Source organism: Marinoscillum sp., from assembly GCF_965229915.1.
Lineage (GTDB): Bacteria > Bacteroidota > Bacteroidia > Cytophagales > Cyclobacteriaceae > Marinoscillum.
On sequence record NZ_CBDDJZ010000001.1, the window covers coordinates 3,838,595 to 3,854,247 of the forward strand.

14 protein-coding genes and 1 riboswitch are annotated in these 15,653 nt (G+C 44.3%); of the genes, 3 read left to right on the forward strand and 11 right to left on the reverse strand.

Annotated features, from left to right (window positions below):
• Positions 1-51: 51 nt before the first annotated feature.
• Positions 52-945: an ABC transporter ATP-binding protein gene (locus tag ACO067_RS16510; RefSeq protein WP_421875994.1), complete on the reverse strand. Its 894-nt coding sequence runs from the start codon at positions 943-945 to the stop codon at positions 52-54.
• A 302-nt stretch (positions 946-1,247) separates the two neighbouring features.
• Here ACO067_RS16510 and ACO067_RS16515 point away from each other — a divergent pair, with 302 nt between their 5' ends.
• Complete coding sequence (locus ACO067_RS16515) at positions 1,248-1,481, forward strand: hypothetical protein (RefSeq protein WP_421875996.1); 234 nt, start codon at positions 1,248-1,250, stop codon at positions 1,479-1,481.
• Between the two features lie 254 nt (positions 1,482-1,735).
• Here ACO067_RS16515 and ttcA read toward each other — a convergent pair whose 3' ends face one another.
• The 9 genes from ttcA to ACO067_RS16560 all read right to left on the reverse strand — a co-directional run bounded on the left by ttcA (position 1,736) and on the right by ACO067_RS16560 (position 11,321).
• Positions 1,736-2,530, reverse strand: coding sequence for a tRNA 2-thiocytidine(32) synthetase TtcA (gene ttcA, locus ACO067_RS16520; RefSeq protein WP_421875998.1), 795 nt, complete (start codon positions 2,528-2,530; stop codon positions 1,736-1,738).
• Between the two features lie 71 nt (positions 2,531-2,601).
• On the reverse strand, positions 2,602-3,843 hold the full coding sequence (locus ACO067_RS16525; protein WP_421876000.1) for a porin: 1,242 nt from the start codon (positions 3,841-3,843) through the stop codon (positions 2,602-2,604).
• Between the two features lie 43 nt (positions 3,844-3,886).
• On the reverse strand, positions 3,887-4,369 hold the full coding sequence (locus tag ACO067_RS16530) for a response regulator (protein ID WP_421876002.1): 483 nt from the start codon (positions 4,367-4,369) through the stop codon (positions 3,887-3,889).
• Positions 4,362-5,726, reverse strand: a complete 1,365-nt coding sequence (locus ACO067_RS16535) for an ATP-binding protein (protein ID WP_421876004.1) — start codon at positions 5,724-5,726, stop codon at positions 4,362-4,364. The genes ACO067_RS16530 and ACO067_RS16535 overlap by 8 nt, the downstream gene beginning before the upstream one ends.
• 7 nt (positions 5,727-5,733) lie before the next feature.
• Complete coding sequence (locus ACO067_RS16540; RefSeq protein WP_421876006.1) at positions 5,734-7,155, reverse strand: SLC13 family permease; 1,422 nt, start codon at positions 7,153-7,155, stop codon at positions 5,734-5,736.
• A gap of 276 nt (positions 7,156-7,431) precedes the next feature.
• The gene (locus tag ACO067_RS16545) at positions 7,432-8,154 is read right to left on the reverse strand and encodes a DUF547 domain-containing protein (RefSeq protein WP_421876008.1); all 723 of its coding nucleotides are present in this window, start codon (positions 8,152-8,154) and stop codon (positions 7,432-7,434) included.
• A 45-nt stretch (positions 8,155-8,199) separates the two neighbouring features.
• Complete coding sequence (locus tag ACO067_RS16550) at positions 8,200-9,195, reverse strand: ABC transporter ATP-binding protein (RefSeq protein ID WP_421876010.1); 996 nt, start codon at positions 9,193-9,195, stop codon at positions 8,200-8,202.
• Complete coding sequence (locus tag ACO067_RS16555) at positions 9,196-10,254, reverse strand: iron chelate uptake ABC transporter family permease subunit (protein ID WP_421876012.1); 1,059 nt, start codon at positions 10,252-10,254, stop codon at positions 9,196-9,198.
• A complete protein-coding gene (locus tag ACO067_RS16560; RefSeq protein ID WP_421876014.1) occupies positions 10,251-11,321 on the reverse strand; it encodes an ABC transporter substrate-binding protein in 1,071 nt (356 codons plus the stop codon). Before ACO067_RS16560 ends, ACO067_RS16555 begins: the two co-directional genes overlap by 4 nt.
• 55 nt (positions 11,322-11,376) lie before the next feature.
• Positions 11,377-11,581, forward strand: a riboswitch (cobalamin riboswitch).
• A gap of 101 nt (positions 11,582-11,682) precedes the next feature.
• Here ACO067_RS16560 and ACO067_RS16565 point away from each other — a divergent pair.
• Positions 11,683-13,530 (forward strand): TonB-dependent receptor plug domain-containing protein, encoded by a 1,848-nt coding sequence (locus ACO067_RS16565; RefSeq protein WP_421876016.1) that lies wholly within the window; start codon positions 11,683-11,685, stop codon positions 13,528-13,530.
• A gap of 4 nt (positions 13,531-13,534) precedes the next feature.
• A complete protein-coding gene (locus tag ACO067_RS16570) occupies positions 13,535-14,575 on the forward strand; it encodes a DUF5074 domain-containing protein (protein WP_421876018.1) in 1,041 nt (346 codons plus the stop codon).
• On the opposite strand, the gene meaB is transcribed toward ACO067_RS16570, so the two are convergent.
• A complete protein-coding gene (gene meaB, locus ACO067_RS16575) occupies positions 14,568-15,551 on the reverse strand; it encodes a methylmalonyl Co-A mutase-associated GTPase MeaB (protein WP_421876020.1) in 984 nt (327 codons plus the stop codon). The genes ACO067_RS16570 and meaB overlap by 8 nt on opposite strands.
• Positions 15,552-15,653 lie beyond the last annotated feature (102 nt).

Below are 15,653 nucleotides of genomic sequence, written 5' to 3' on the forward strand. Positions count from 1 at the left end.
TTTAGGTTTAGTCTCTAATTAAAGAATTGATGGGCAGATTGGCTCTGCCAGTTATACCGCTGCTTCAGCAGTTTGAGTTGATTCTTTGATTCTGGAGAAGTAGACATCTTCCAGGTCCGCCACTTTCGGTTCGAATGAGTCGTCTGGTCGGCTATCGCTAAACACATGAATCTCGGGTTTTCCTGCTATGAGTCGCTCAGAGATGACATTGAATTTATCCTGATAGGATTCGAGTTCTTCTTTATTGATGGTCTTGCTCCAGATCTTACCGTCTACTTCTGCAATTGCTTCAAGCGGGTTGCCGGTTTGCAGTACTTCACCTTGATTGATGATGGCCATGTTGGTGCAAAGCTCTTTCACGTCATCCACAATGTGTGTAGAAAGGATTACTACGGTGTTTTCTCCAATCTCACTGAGTAGGTTGAGGAATCGGTTTCTCTCAGCCGGATCCAGACCGGCAGTTGGCTCATCCACTATGATCAGCTTGGGATCCGAGATCAGCGCTTGTGCAATGCCGAATCGTTGCTTCATCCCACCTGAGTAGCCTCCCAGGCTTTTCTTGCGGTGCTGCCAGAGGTTGGTTTTTTGTAGTAGCGACTTGACCAATTGAGTTCTCTCTTTGCCGTTGGTGATGCCTTTCAGTACCGCGATGTGGTCCAGAAGATCTACCGCGGATACTTTAGGGTACACACCAAACTCCTGCGGTAGGTATCCAAGCACTTTTCTTACTTCAGTCTTTTGGGTGAGCACGTTGAGGTCTCCTAGCTGGATGCTGCCAGTGTCAGGTTCCTGCAGGGTAGCGATTGTCCGCATGAGCGAGGACTTACCCGCTCCGTTTGGTCCGAGGAGTCCAAACATCCCAACAGGGATTTCTAGCGTTACGTCTTTTAGTGCCTGAACCCCATTTGGGTACGTTTTCGATAAATTCTGGATCGATAAATTCATAATGGTTAGCTTGATTTTTTTGGATTAGTTTCCTCCGTTTACTGAAAATTACAGGAAAGCGAACTTTTTTTTGACACTTAAATTACTAACTGTGAAAAACTTACATAATCGGTATTCTTTGTAGATGCCGGCGAAATGAGATTTTCATAATTGCAGGAAATAAGCGTAATACTGACATTAAAAAGTCATTACTTTCAATGAAATGGTGTAATAATTAAATAATATCTAATTATTTGACGTATTATTGAGAAAGTGATAGCTGTTCTCTTACTTTGTTGAAACAAAACTCAAAAGTAAAGAACATGGCTAATTCAAAATTCAGACTCTATTCGCTCCTTGACCTGAGCATCTCCATTCTCGGAATGATCCTATGTGCATTCACCATCTATTGGTTGTATCAAGGAGTAGTTTTCGAATTTTTATTGTTCTTGGGAACGCTTGGCGCTGTGATGACCGTATTGGGAACATCGCTTTTTGTGGATCTGTTGAAGTTCAGAGCCCGACTAAACAAACGAGGCATTTACATGACTCATTAGTTTTTTTGGGTGTCATGGCGTTATCTTGAAAAAAACACCACGCCATGAAAACTATCTTCAAAATAATTTTAGCCTTTGCCCTCATCGGGTTCGCCGTTGCAGCATTCGTATTCTCGCCTACACCAACCCCCCACTAAGTCTACCGTCGGTTATATTTTGGGCTATTATCTGGGATATTACTTCCTACAAGTGACACTGATGATTGCTGGTTTGGTGCTTCTTTACAAGGCTCATAAGACCTCTTCCCAAATCAGTTAACGAACCGACGAAGGAATATCTCCATTCCACAAGCCTGGAGCCAATAAGAAATTTGGATCTGGATTTCGCATGGCATTTAGGATACTCGATTTTATCTGAGGATTGTCTGCCTGAAGTTTGATCAGCAAGTCCTTAATATATTGCCGCTTCATTCCATCCTGTGATCCGCAGAGATTACACGGGACTATTGGCCATTCCATAGTTGCGGCATAGGCGGCGATGACCGATTCTTCGATGGCATAAAGAGGTCGGATGACGCTGATCCCTTCTTTGTCGGTTTGGTAATGAGGAGCCATAGAGGCCAGCTGCCCAGAGTAGAAAGCGTTCATCAAAAATGTCTCAATCAAATCATCCAAATGATGACCAAGTGCTAGTTTATTGCACCCAAATTTTTTGGCCAGATCATAAAGCACTCCTCGTCGTAATCTGCTGCAAAGCGAACAGTAGGTTTTACCTCCTTTGATTTTGTCTACCACCACTGAGTAAGTATCTCTAAACTCAATGTGATGGGGTACTTCCCAGGATTGGAACAATTCGGGCAGTATGTGATCGGGGAACCCGGGTTGGCCTTGATCCAGGTTGACCGCCAGTATCTCAAAGTTGACCGGAGCTTTTTGCTGAAATGCTTTCAGAAAATGCAGCATACATAGGCTGTCCTTGCCTCCGCTGACCGCAATCATGATTTTGTCGCCTTCTTCGATCATCTTAAACTCAGCGATCGCTTTCCCGATTTCAGAATTGATCCGGGAGTGAAGCTTTTTGATTTCGGGAGTGGTTACAGCTGTTTCCATATCAGCCGCAAATATCGCAGATAGTTTTTATTCCTGTTACCAATGGTCAATTAATGACGAGATGCACCCCTTTAGAACCGAATCTGATACTGTCCAATCAGCATTAGTTTGTGATCTGTGACTTTTACCTGATCGTTTGCCTCTGTCAGCACAGGTCTGCTCTGCGCAGAAATGCTCAGCTTGGACTGGTGCTTGTCCAAGTAGTAGCTGACCCCACCTTCTACCAAGACTATGTCATCTGCCACTAGTTCCAGGTTGGAGTATTGCATGGAAATGTTCGGTTGAATCATGTGGCTATTCTTTAACTGAATACCAAGTCCAAGTTGACTGAAAATGATTTGTCCAGAGCCGGTGATCGGGAAGCTATTGCCCCGACCATTGAGTGATCCAAGACCTGTGGAGCCATCAGCCGGATTGTTTGCCCCGACCATTCGGATAAACTTAGGTCCCAAATCGTGATTGAGGTACCCAATATATCCAGTCAGTGTTTTGTTATTCACCGGCAAGTCTACAAATACATCCACGGCCCAAGAGTTCATTGCATGCAGCACTGTATCGCTTAGTTGGATGGACTGAGTGGCATTGTCATGGTGATAAAACCCACCGCCAAGACTCACTATTTTCTTACTGCCCAGGTAGGACCATGGACTGAAGGCTGAGCTGAGGCTTTCATGATCAAAAAACTGATACTTGACATAGCCGCTGTAGATGAACCCGGAAGGCTCATTGACAAATGTTGCCTGATCTGTGAGACTTGGGTTAAGACTATTCGTAAATGGTTTAGCCACGATGGCCCGGTAATCCAACTGGCCAACTTGTCCATGAAGAGCAATGGCGATACGGCGGAAAAAATCGTCATGTACATTCAGCGAAGGAGTGGCTGAGTAGTTAATATCCGAGGAAATATTGCTGAAAGTAGAAGGAGCAGCATACCGAGATAGTCCTGTCCAGGCGTGTTTTCCGGCGGTCAGGTTGGTATGGTCATTGATATGCCAGGTAGCGTAGGCATCCAGTAGTTTGGGAGGTTGGTCTTTCTGAAACCTGCTCAGGTTGTTATTCCCCAACTGAAGATTAAAACTCAAGTAGTCATACGGATGGGCCTTGATACCGATGCGATACCTTCTGATACTGAAATCCAATGCATTTTCTGATTCGTTTGGACCAATGGTGGATCCCGGGTTCAAGTTGGTGTATCTACCCCAGATCTGCATCCCTCCATATATTTTCACACCTTCTTTAGGCTGTGCATGAGTTAACAGCAGGACAAGGAGTAATAGTACGCTTATTGCGTTTCTTTTATTAAGACAGTTCATTTCGAGTCGTTCACTAAAGTTCCACGATTATTCATCTGGAGGGTCAGGTTGTTTTTCTGAGGTTTTCGAATAGAGTGTTTCGATCAATCACATCTGAATACTGTTGGTAGTCGATGCCTTTGGAGAGAACAAATTTGGTAATTAGCACCCGGATGATCTGATGTAGACTTTCCTTTTTCCAGGGTTTCTCTACATAGTTGTCCAGATGAGCGGCATTGATGGCATCAATAGTATCCTGATGAGTAGCCAATCCCGTGAGCAATACCGTTCGTGTATCCTGAAATCGCGAGTCACTCTTGAGTTTTTTCAAAAGGTCCACCCCGGTGTTGGCCGGCATTACCTGATCGGTGATCAACACCGCCACATGGTCACCATTGGTGTCGATGGACTCCATCACATCCCAGGCTTCATTGACCGATTCGCACTCCTCGATCATCAGGGACGATTCAAAAGATTCCAGATCCTGAGTGAGTGCATTGAGCACTTCTCGCTGATCATCTACGCATATTACATAAAGCTTATCCATGATTAGAATTGATTAATGGGAGTTTAACGATGAATTCAGTATGGCCGGGCTCACTGCTGAGGTCTATTTGTCCGTCGTGTTCGGTGATGATTCGTTGGACGATGGACAGTCCCAGTCCCAACCCGAAAGAGAGTCCCCCAACCTTGGTAGTAAAACTGGGCTCGAATATCCTTTTGATGATTTTTTTTGGGATACCTGGTCCATTGTCTGATATACGCACCTCGATAGTCGAAGCGCTGGCACTCGATAGAATGTGTAGTTTAGGGTCTGAAGTTTCGCTGTGAATTAGGCTTTCTACGGCATTTTTAATGAGATTGATCCATACCTGTACCAGTTGGCCATGGCACGCCTCTGTGTGTGGTAGTGCTGGATCTAGCTCCACACTCGTATTGACTCTTTTCGTCAGGTTTTTAACAATGATCAGTGCTTCATCTACTGTGTCATTTACATTCACATCATTGGACCATTCGTGCTCGGTCACGCCTAGCTGCTTCACAGATCGGACCACATGAGTGGAATGGCGCGCAGCGACCTGCATATCATAGAGTGTACATCCGGTTTCCCACAGATCATAGATTTTATCGGCCACATCAGGTTTTTTTTGAATGATACCCTGGAGCACTTCTGGGTCAATGCCCGTCTTCGCCAAATGTCTCGCCTGAGAGGAAGACAATCCCTTGATCTTCTGCTCATATTCTTTGCGTTTGGCGCGGGCGTCTTCACTGGAGGTCACCTGACCTTTGCTGAGGCCAAGTTCAAAAAAGCTCTGCAAATGGGAGTCGTTGCATTCGCCTATGCAGGATTTGATGAATAGCTGTAAACGATCCAGACTTCCATCCAATACCCCGATGCTGTTGTTGAGTTCATGGGCCAGACCTGCTGCCATTTGTCCCAGAGTGGCCATCTTTTCGGCTTTGAGTAGGCGTTGCACATCGTGGTGCTTTTCCATGGCCATTTTTTTGGCAAAATGCTGCCTGGATACGAGCTCATTGGTCACTACAGAGATCAGAAATGGAGCCAAAGTTACCAGTTCTTCATTGGTGTGATCATAGAGCGGCTTGTCATAGTAGTACACTTCTGAGTCTTCCATGGCCATCACCCTGCTATAGCTCAGGTTGCCTTCAGCAAAGTAACTATACACACCAATGAACTTATCTTTGGTAGCTTCAAAGACCGGGTAGTTTTCAAGTTCTACTGCTTTCAAATACCCCTGGAATTTACCTTTGGTCACCAGGAATAATTTGTCGTTCTTCTGGTTGAACTCCAGGAGCGTTTCTCCGGCAGCAAGATTCAGCTTTTTATGCTCATCTGAGAAGAATCGCTCTTTGATCCAATGAAAGTTGATTTCCTCTTGCATGATTCATTCAGTTAAAAAAGCCTACTATTCCTAAAAGATACATCAAGAAATAATTAAGCAGTATGCCGATCAAGGCAATGATCACTCCGGGCTTAGCCATATTTTTGGATTCGATAGCCCCAGTCGCAAATGCCAATGCGTTGGGTGGAGTGCTAATCGGCAGTGCCATACCCATGGAGCATGATATGGTGACTGCAATGATGATCATTTGATTGCCACCAAAGGATTCCAGACTGGATAGAGAAACACCCAAAGCTGCTACCAGAGGCAAGAGCAGGTTGGCGGTTGCTGTATTGGACATAAAGTTGGCCATGACCATGGCTACTACAGTCACAGAGACAATGATTAGCACAGGTGAGAATGAGCCGAATGGGATAGTTTGCACAATGTGCTCAGCAAGACCGCTGGCTTCCAGGGCCAGACCCAGCGCGATACCTCCAGACACCAACCATAACACGTCCCAGCTGATGTTTTTAAGATCATTTTTGTTGATGATATCAAAAGCGGAGAAAACAGCCACAGGTACCATGGCTACTATGTAGGAGTTCATGCCATGGATAAAATCAGTCAGCCAGAGCAATATGGTCAGCGCAAAGGTGGCATAAACGATGTAGGCTTTGCGGTTTTTGAGCCAGCTGCCCTTTATGGTAAGTTGGATCTTTTCGGTCTGAATAGGATAGATGGCCAATAGTAACAACCAGGAGATCAGTAACAGGATAACCACATACGGCAGGGCCATTCCCATCCAGGATCCAAATGAGATGTAATCACTCCCTGTCAAATATTTGAGTGCCACGGCATTAGGAGGTGTACCAATTGGCGTACCTATACCACCTATGTTGGCAGCAAATGGGATGGCCAGCGTGAAGGCCATTCTACCTTTATCTCCTGGCAGGAAAACTGCCAGCACAGGCACCAAAATGGATAGCATCATGGCAGTGGTGGCTGTATTGCTCATAAACATGGAGAATAGTGCAGTGATGATCATCAGACCAAGCATGACCCATTTGGGATTCTCACCAAAAGGTCTCAAAAGAACTTTGGCCAGGTTTTGGTCCAGTCGGTATTTGGTGGCGGCCATCGCCAGGAAGAATCCACCAAGAAATAGGATGATGATCGGTGAGGCGAAGGTGTGCAGTATGTCTTTGTAGTTGACCAGTGAGCCCAGACGGTCTGGTTCGCTGGTGGTGACAAATGGCTTCAGACCTTTGGTAGATACCATGATCAGCTCCAGAAATATGATCAGCAGGGAGGTGGCATAGATGGGGATGGGTTCTAAAATCCAGAACAATGCGGCCATCAGGAAAATGGCAATGACACGTTGCTCCACAATGGTGAGGCCTTCAATCCCGAATGAAGTGGATGGAAGAAAGAGAACCAATAAGGGAAGTAGTATAGATAGAGCGAGTTTGATCCTTTGACTAGACATTTCTTGTGTTGATTTAACCGCGACAAAGGTAAGAGACCCGATTGGCCCTGAAGCTATAATTTGATCCTGCTTTGATTGACCTTTGTCAGAACGTTCCGTGCATTATATCAGATGGCCGGGTTTGTTAAATCAACAGTGATAGAGTTGAAATTATCAAGTTTTGATAATAGCGTATTGATTTTATTAATCAAATGTAAAACACCTCAAATCCGATCTTAAAAATACAAATCATCCAATAAGGGAGGGGATGGAGTACACAAGGTGATGTGAATGCAATCAATACCTAAAGCGACCTTTTGCATCGTTGAGCTCCCAATTGTAATCATAGGTTTCAATGGGATGTGCTTCTGGAATTCTGATGGAACGGAACTTGTTGATGTAGTCTTTCACATCCGTGCTGTCGCTGATAAAATCCGATTGATACCAGTCAAAGACCTTGGAAACAGCCGTTTTATTTTTACTTACTCGTACATACCAGTCGATGTTGAGTACGTCTTTGGTCTTGGCTTCCAAAGTAGACTCTAATGAATCTGGCGAGTACACATAATTGGCGATTGGTGGACAGCCGATTGCTGCGCAGACCAATACAAAATGAAGTCTTGGGTCGGGGAAGGCCGCAAAAAGGATTTCTTTTTCTAATTCATCCAGTGTGGCCATTCTACCTGCAATCTCAAATTCCTGGGTATCAAAAAAACCTTCTACATCCCATGGACTATCGATCGGGAAGTTCTCCACCACCTGGTAGATGACCAGAATGTTGTAAGCATTGGTATAAAATGCCTTTTGTACGGTGGGGTCTTTGCCAACTATTTGGTAGTTGGCTATTTGTGTTACTAGTTCGACGAGTTCATCGGGGTTTTTCTTGATGCTCTCATAATCTATCAGCCCCGCTTCAACATGGGTTTTGAGAAAAGTATGGGTCTTATTGAAAAAGGAGTTTTCTTGACAGAAGCTAAATGCAGGTATGAGTACCAGAGCTAAACATAAGAGCGATTTCATGCGACAGTTGGGTTAGTTGGCTTAAACAATTAAAAGGTGGAGATGCTAATTCCCTTCCTTAATTTCTGTCTTTCTCAGGTCGATAAGAAGCTCTTCGATACTTTCTGACTCAAATGTCTTTGTGCCAACACTTGTTTGCCAGTTATTTTCCATCACCTCTATGGTAATTGGTGCAGCGTCTGAGATTGAATAGCCACTTCGTTTTAAGGCTTGTTTGGTCCAAAATAATCGATCACCGGTGCCCGATAATTGGATTTCTTTACCTGTGCGGGTGATGTCCACAGTGCCATGGACCATATCATAGCCATATCCTTCCAAAAACAGGGTTTTTTCAAGGGTGCCATTCATGATGAGATCCTCAGGAGTACCTTGTTTCACAGGCTTATTGAAGTTGAATAACCACAACCGATCCGATAGCTGCGTGCTCACCTGCATGTCATGTGTGGAGATCAAAATGGCCTTGCCGGACTGGGCAATCTGCCTTAGTAGTACCATTACTTCTATTTTGTTATAAAGGTCCAGATGGGCCGCAGGTTCGTCTAGTAAGATGATGTTGGTCTCTTGTGCCAAAGCTCTGGCAATCATCACTTTTTGAAGTTGACCATCACTCAGTTCGTACAGCTTTTTATTGGCGAGGTAGTTGATGTGTGTTTCCGTAATGGCCCAGTCAATTACTTCTTTGTCATGGTCGGTGAGAGTACCCATCCAGCTGGAGTATGGATGCCTGCCGATCGCAATGAGCTCTAGTACGGATAAGTTTTGCGAGTAGGGTTTTTCCGTCAGTACCACACTGAGCTCCCTGGCCAGCTGTTGCGGACTCAATTGAGCTAACGGTATGTTGTTGTATAAGACTTCTCCAGACAGCTTTTCCAGCAATCCAGAGATGGTCTTAATGAAGGTGGTTTTTCCCACACCATTCTGACCCATCAGCGAGATGATCTGACCAGCCTTCAACGATAGATTGATGTCACTCTGGATTACTTTATCTCCTTTTTTGTCTGGATACCCTATCGACAGCTTATTTACCTCCAGTGCATTCATTTAGTAGCTATAGTTGAGGTTGCGTTTTCTAAGAAGGATGTAAATCACGAACGGAGCACCGAACAGGGCTGTTACCGCATTGATTGGTAAGGTGGTTTCTATGCCGGGAAGTTGAGCAATTAAATCAAATACCAGCATCAGGGAACCACCGAAAAGTATAACCAGCGGAGTTAAAAACAAGTGGTTGGAGGTGTTGAACAACATGCGAGTGAGGTGTGGTAGTGCAATGCCGAAGAAGGCAATTGGTCCACAAAATGCGGTAACTGTTCCGGCTAGTATAGCTGTGTTGATAATGATCAACAACCGTGTTCTTTTGAGATTCAGTCCGAGACTAATAGCATAGTTTTCACCTAACAAAAGAGTGTTCAAGGGCTTACTGAGCAAAACAGACATCATAAGACCCAGGAGAATGATCGGGATGAATACGGTAAGTTCTGTCCAACTCAAACTGCCAAGGCTTCCAAACGACCAGATGACATATGCCTGGATGTTTTCGGCTTGACTGAAGAACTGTAGAATACTGACAAACGCTCCGGCAGCAGCACCAAACATCAGCCCGATGATGAGCAGGGTAACACTGTCTTTGATTTTAGTAGCCGCCAGGGAGATGACCAGTAGGACAGAAAGTGATCCGAGCCCTGCTGCAGCTACTAGCAGCCAGCTTCTGCCGATTCCACTGAGTTCTAAGAACCCACCCAAATAGAATCCCAGAAAGATAGCAATAGCCACCCCGAGCCCTGCTCCTGAACTGATGCCGAGCACGTAAGGTCCAGCCAGTGGATTTCTAAATAGTGTTTGCATCTGCAAGCCACTTACGCTCAGCGCACTCCCGACAAGCAAGGCCGTAAGTGCTTTAGGTAGTCTGAAATTTAGCAGGATGAGGTCCCAGCTTTCATTTCCGGTGGTACCACTAAAAGTAAATGATAACAATGCATTCCAATCGATGGCTACTGACCCTAAAGCCAGATTACCTAATAGGCAAATAACCAGAACGATCAGAAGGGAAGATAAGACCTTAATCCATTTGTTTTTCGAAGTTTCCAGGTACTGATTGATCATGGTAGCCGCTCGTAATAGTACGTAGTATAGTTTGGGAGTAACTCTGGATGCAAAATCTTGATCATGTCTGCAAGTACCAGGTCTGGTCGGGCATATCCAGACTCAAAGAAATCGTAACTGCCGTAAGCATTGAGTCGCTTGCTGTAGTTGTAAACTTGATGCTCTTCAAATGCTTTGAAATCCTCATAGCGAGCATCTTGTCCTTTGAGCTCCTCTTTGGTATTAAAAGTACTTGTCCCAATCCAGAAATCAGCATTTCGAGCTTTATCAAATACGGATTCGAAACTCAATTCCAACCAGCCACTTGTTGGGTCATTGGCCCAGAGATAGTCTGCGCCAGCATCCTGAAAAAAACCTGACGCCCAGTTTTGACCACCGGGTAAATACCAAATATCGCCATATAACACTCCACTGAGGATTCTGGGCCGCTGATCAACCTCACTGGTCAACGTTTTCAAGGAGTCATAGACAGTAGCAATCTGGTTAAAAATGGAATCAGCTTCATTTTCCTTATGAAAGAATGCGCCAAAAAACTTAATCCATTCAGCACGACCAAGCGCTGAAGTTTCCAGATAGTCCGCATTGTAAATGACCGGTATACCCGCTTCGGCTAGTTTATCCAGTGAGGTGGACTCGCTGCCCATGTCAAAAGCAAATACGGCATCAGGTCGAAGGGACAGGACCAACTCAATATTGAGGTTGCCATCTGGACCCAGATCGGTTATTGCACCAGATTCTACATGCTTTCTGATTTGTTTAGAGTTAATGTATTGGGTGTTGGGAAAACCCACCAGGCGATCTACCAGGTTTAGAAGTTCCAGGTAGGGCAAATGCGTCGTAGAAGTAACGATGATTCTTTCTGGGACACTATTTACAGCATATTTTTTGGGCTTAACAGCACCTGGCCATGGCTTAGTGACGACCACTTGATTACTATCCACTTTGAATTTCTCTGCATAATGGATCGTTGTGTTTAGCTGATAAGTGTTTCCTTTTTCCTTTTCGGATTCAGATGATTGACAACCTAATATCCAAACACCTACACACAGAATAGCCCAATACTTCATATTTCAAAATTGAATAAAAAAAATTAGACCACTGGTATTTCAGTGACGAGTCGCTACCTTTGATCTCGATTATGGTTGCTGACGTTCCTTCGGAAGTCAGCATTAAAAGGGAATTCGGTGAGAACCCGAAGCTGTCCCCGCAACTGTAATTTCCAAACGATGATTTGTCTCATCAAAGCCACTGGACAGACGTGAGCGTCTACCCGGGAAGGCGGCAAATCAGGAAAAGCCAGGAGACCTGCCACAGTCATTAGTATTCCAAGCTTCGGGTTGAAAGCAAAGGAGATTGATAGCCTTTTTGGTTTACCATACTTCTGTACTTTTTCCGATGGCTTTGAAGTGAACTCATTCAGTTTGATTCATGGTCATACGATTGTTTTTATACGCATATGTTTTTGCAGTTGCCTTCGGTCTATCTGCTCAGGACGATACCGTACGGCTAGAACCTGTAGTGATTGATCGGGAGCCATTTGTGCGATTTACCATAGGGCAAGTCTCCAATATATCTTTAGCATCGGCCACTTCTCTTGAGGATGCTTTGTCTTCGCAAAGCAGTATCTATTTCAAATCTTATGGCAACCAGCAGTTGGCCTCCATATCCTTCAGAGGGACCTCTTCTAGTCAGACCAACGTGCTCTGGCATGGCATACCTGCCAACTATCCCACATTGGGCCAGATGGACTTCTCTCAGTGGCCAGCCTGGTTGATGAGCGAACTGAAACTGAGTGTCGGTTCTAATGGAGCCCTATTTGGTGCCGGAACGATTGGTGGATCAGTACTGATAGACTCTGATGTCCGGCCTATCTCCAACCAGGCCATCGGTCGGGTTGCTATTGGTAGTTTCGGACAGTTCAGCGCAGGTGTTAAGGGTGGTTGGTCCTGTGGTGGGTTTTCAGGAAAAACTAGTTTGTTTCACTCCTTCATTAGAAATGATTTTGATTACGAATATCAGGGTGTACAGGTCAATCAGCCCAATGCCTCGGTTCTAAATCAGGGTATTAGACAACAGCTGCAGTATCGTCCTTTTAGCAATGGTGTTCTATTTGCCGATTTTCAGTTCACCACCAATGACCGGGAAATACAACCAACTAAAAGTGCTCCTAATGCAGACGATCACTTATTGACAGATAATGTCAGAGTAGCTCTGGGATACAATCATGAGTACGATCAAAGTAGTCTTTCAACCACGTTGGCTTATTTACGAAACTCACAAATATTTAATGAGACGGATCAAACAGTTTCCGAGCAATACTCAGCTATAGCTTCTTATTGGTGGCAATTGACCAATTACCTGGAGGTTCGTTCTGGTGTAAATGTGAACCTATACCAGGCATTGTCAGATAATTTTTCTGGTGAGTTCACTGATATACAGACGGATGTTTTTTTATCGGTTCGGTCCTCCTGGACAAGTCGATGGGTGTCCGCATTGAGTCTGAGGCAGTCTTTCTATGACGCCAACGCACCATTTCTACCTGCACTGAGCAATCAATTGGTGCTCCTATCAAAGGACAGAAGTCAGCTGACTTTTCTGCAGAGTTTCGCCTTGGGCTATCGCTATCCCACGCTCAATGATCGGTATTGGTCACCAGGAGGAAATCCGGAGCTACAGCCGGAAAGCAGTCAGAACCTGACATTAGGAATGGATTTTACGAAACAGCTTGGTCAGATTTCAAATTTGGAGTTGAGTGCAGAAGTGTACCATACCTGGTCTGATGACTGGATCGTCTGGGTGCCAACCAGTGAAGGCTACTGGGCACCTCAAAACTTCCGTGATGTAACCATAAAGGGAATAGAATTAGAAGGAAAGCTTTCGGGCAAAATGATAGGCAACTACCAAATCTCTGCACAAACCACTTTCAATCAGTCCATCAATGAATCCGGTCAAAATGCCGGAAATCTACTGCCCTATACTCCTGAAGTCAATTATAGATTCCATTACCAGGAGCAGTTAGAAAGTGGATTCAATTATGGAGTTAGCGGTTCTTACACTGGTTTGCGATATACCACTCTAGACAATCAAGAAAATCAATCGGTAGCTCCATTTTTTCTTCTCGACCTAACTATAGGTCAGGAATTTGAGCTGCCGATCTTTTCACTGAATCTGACAGGGTCTATTAAAAATTTAGCTGATCAACCCTATGAAAACCTGATCAACCGGGCAATGCCAGGTAGAAATTACCAAATTCAATTAACAATCAATTACAACTAATTCTATGCGCACTTTTTTTCAATCATTACTAGTTACTGCAGTTGTTTCCATTGTCATCTCTTGCTCTAATGGAGCTCCAGAGCCACAAGTGATCGGTCAGTTCGATGGTGGCATTTTTGTGTCGAATGAAGGCAATTTTGGAGAAGGAGATGGGTCACTCAGCTTTATCAATGCTAGTGGTAATGTCACGAATCAGGTATTCAAAGAGGCTAATGGTTATCCACTCGGGGATGTGGTGCAATCAGTACACATAGATGATGACTTGCTTTTTATGGTGGTCAATAACTCCAACAAGATTGAAGTCGCAAGCCTTGAAGACAGCTTGTACTCCCAGTATAGTATTGAAGACTTGAGCCTTCCGAGATACATGACTTCTCATAATGGACTTGGGTATGTCACCGAATGGGTGAGTTTTACTGAAAAAGGTCGCGTAAGCATTTTTGATTTAGAAACAGGATCGATACAATCGTCTATTGAGGTGGGTTTTGGGCCAGAAGGGCTTATTCTGGCAGATGACTACTTATATGTGTCTAATAATTTCAGTACGAATGTAAGCGTGATTGATCTGGATATGGGTGAAGTCATCAACACAATAGAAGTAGGAAATGCTCCCTCGCAGATGGCGCTTGATGCTGAAGGTCATCTATGGGTGGCTTGTCAGGGAGGTTATGATGATAATTACGCACCGCTAGGTGATGGCAAACTGGTAGAGTTGGATGCAAGTACCGGAGATGTACTATCGAGTGTTGAGCTCCAGGTCAATTTCAATGGTAAAATTGATGTTTCTCCAGTGGGGGATAAGCTCTTCTTCACCACTGGAAATGAATTAAAATCAATTAATACTGATGGAGCAGGTACTGCCGAGTTAATTCATCAATTTGAATCTGTGACCTCTTTTTATGGTTTAGCGGTTTCAAAAGGAGGTGCTGTTTACCTGGCAGATGCAGGAAATTTCACTGAAAATGGGAAGGTTTATGTTATTCTGGGTGACATACTACTGAGCTATTCAGTAGGTAGAGGCCCCAATGGATTTGCATTTAATTAAAGAGTTGGGCGACTGCATGGCGGACAGATAGTTCGCCTGCTGTTACTTTTGCTCCAAGCTGTTGAAGTAGTGTTTTTTTGGCTGGGTCATTAAAGAATTCTGACTCTAGTCTTAGTTTAATGACCTCATGCATCCATTTTAAGTTCTGCTCGCGCCGCTGTTTATTGAAGTAATCGTTTTGCTGAGTGAGTGCCTTGTATTCTGTCACTATTTCCCAAATGCCTTCTATTCCTGTTTTTTCCAGTGCGGAGCAAAGAGAAACAGGAACTGTCCATCCACCTTCATGTGCTGGTAATAAGTGTAGCGCATTTTGATAGGCTTTTTGAGCATTTTTAGCAGCCTTCATATTGTCTGCTTCGGCTTTGTTGATCACGAGCGCATCGGCCATTTCCATAATGCCGCGCTTGATACCTTGTAGTTCGTCACCACCACCAGCGAGCATTAGCAACAAAAAGAAGTCGACCATATCATTTACGGCAGTTTCTGATTGTCCAACACCTACTGTTTCTACAATGATCACATCATATCCAGCCGCTTCGCATAGTATAATAGTTTCTCTGGTTTTTTGTGCCACACCTCCCAGTGAAGAACCCGAAGGTGACGGCCGGATGAAAGCATTAGGATTCTTCGACAATTCATTCATCCGGGTCTTATCGCCCAGTATGCTTCCTTTTGTGACGGAGCTACTAGGATCTATGGTCAGCACAGCCAGTTTTTTTCCTACGGAAGTAAGATACGTACCAAAGGCTTCAATAAAGGTGCTTTTACCTACTCCAGGGACTCCAGTAATACCAATGCGCACGCTATTACCGGATTTTGGAATGATCTGATCCAGCAATTCCGCTCCTTGAGCCTGATCTGATGCTAACTTACTCTCTATGATGGTGATAGCCCTGCTGAGCATCACCCGATTCGATTGATCGATACCATGGACCAGTTCGTCTAAAGAGGGTCTGTTAATTGGTCGATCTTTCATTGCTTTAATTAGAATTTGATTGAAAAATTGATTAATTTCAATAAAAAATTATATTTTACTTATATTGCATTTGAACTATGCATGAATGCTGGTTAATTGCGG

Bases quoted from the DNA above. Each gene is read 5' to 3' on its own strand.
- ACO067_RS16545 (WP_421876008.1), bottom strand. From the start codon at position 8,154: ATGAAATCGCTCTTATGTTTAGCTCTGGTACTCATACCTGCATTTAGC.
- ACO067_RS16515 (WP_421875996.1), top strand. From the start codon at position 1,248: ATGGCTAATTCAAAATTCAGACTCTATTCGCTCCTTGACCTGAGCATC.
- ACO067_RS16565 (WP_421876016.1), top strand. From the start codon at position 11,683: ATGGTCATACGATTGTTTTTATACGCATATGTTTTTGCAGTTGCCTTC.
- ACO067_RS16550 (WP_421876010.1), bottom strand. From the start codon at position 9,195: ATGAATGCACTGGAGGTAAATAAGCTGTCGATAGGGTATCCAGACAAA.
- ACO067_RS16510 (WP_421875994.1), bottom strand. From the start codon at position 945: ATGAATTTATCGATCCAGAATTTATCGAAAACGTACCCAAATGGGGTT.
- ACO067_RS16525 (WP_421876000.1), bottom strand. From the start codon at position 3,843: ATGAACTGTCTTAATAAAAGAAACGCAATAAGCGTACTATTACTCCTT.
- ACO067_RS16535 (WP_421876004.1), bottom strand. From the start codon at position 5,726: ATGCAAGAGGAAATCAACTTTCATTGGATCAAAGAGCGATTCTTCTCA.
- ttcA (WP_421875998.1), bottom strand. From the start codon at position 2,530: ATGGAAACAGCTGTAACCACTCCCGAAATCAAAAAGCTTCACTCCCGG.
- ACO067_RS16560 (WP_421876014.1), bottom strand. From the start codon at position 11,321: ATGAAGTATTGGGCTATTCTGTGTGTAGGTGTTTGGATATTAGGTTGT.
- ACO067_RS16555 (WP_421876012.1), bottom strand. From the start codon at position 10,254: ATGATCAATCAGTACCTGGAAACTTCGAAAAACAAATGGATTAAGGTC.
- ACO067_RS16540 (WP_421876006.1), bottom strand. From the start codon at position 7,155: ATGTCTAGTCAAAGGATCAAACTCGCTCTATCTATACTACTTCCCTTA.
- ACO067_RS16530 (WP_421876002.1), bottom strand. From the start codon at position 4,369: ATGGATAAGCTTTATGTAATATGCGTAGATGATCAGCGAGAAGTGCTC.
- ACO067_RS16570 (WP_421876018.1), top strand. From the start codon at position 13,535: ATGCGCACTTTTTTTCAATCATTACTAGTTACTGCAGTTGTTTCCATT.
- meaB (WP_421876020.1), bottom strand. From the start codon at position 15,551: ATGAAAGATCGACCAATTAACAGACCCTCTTTAGACGAACTGGTCCAT.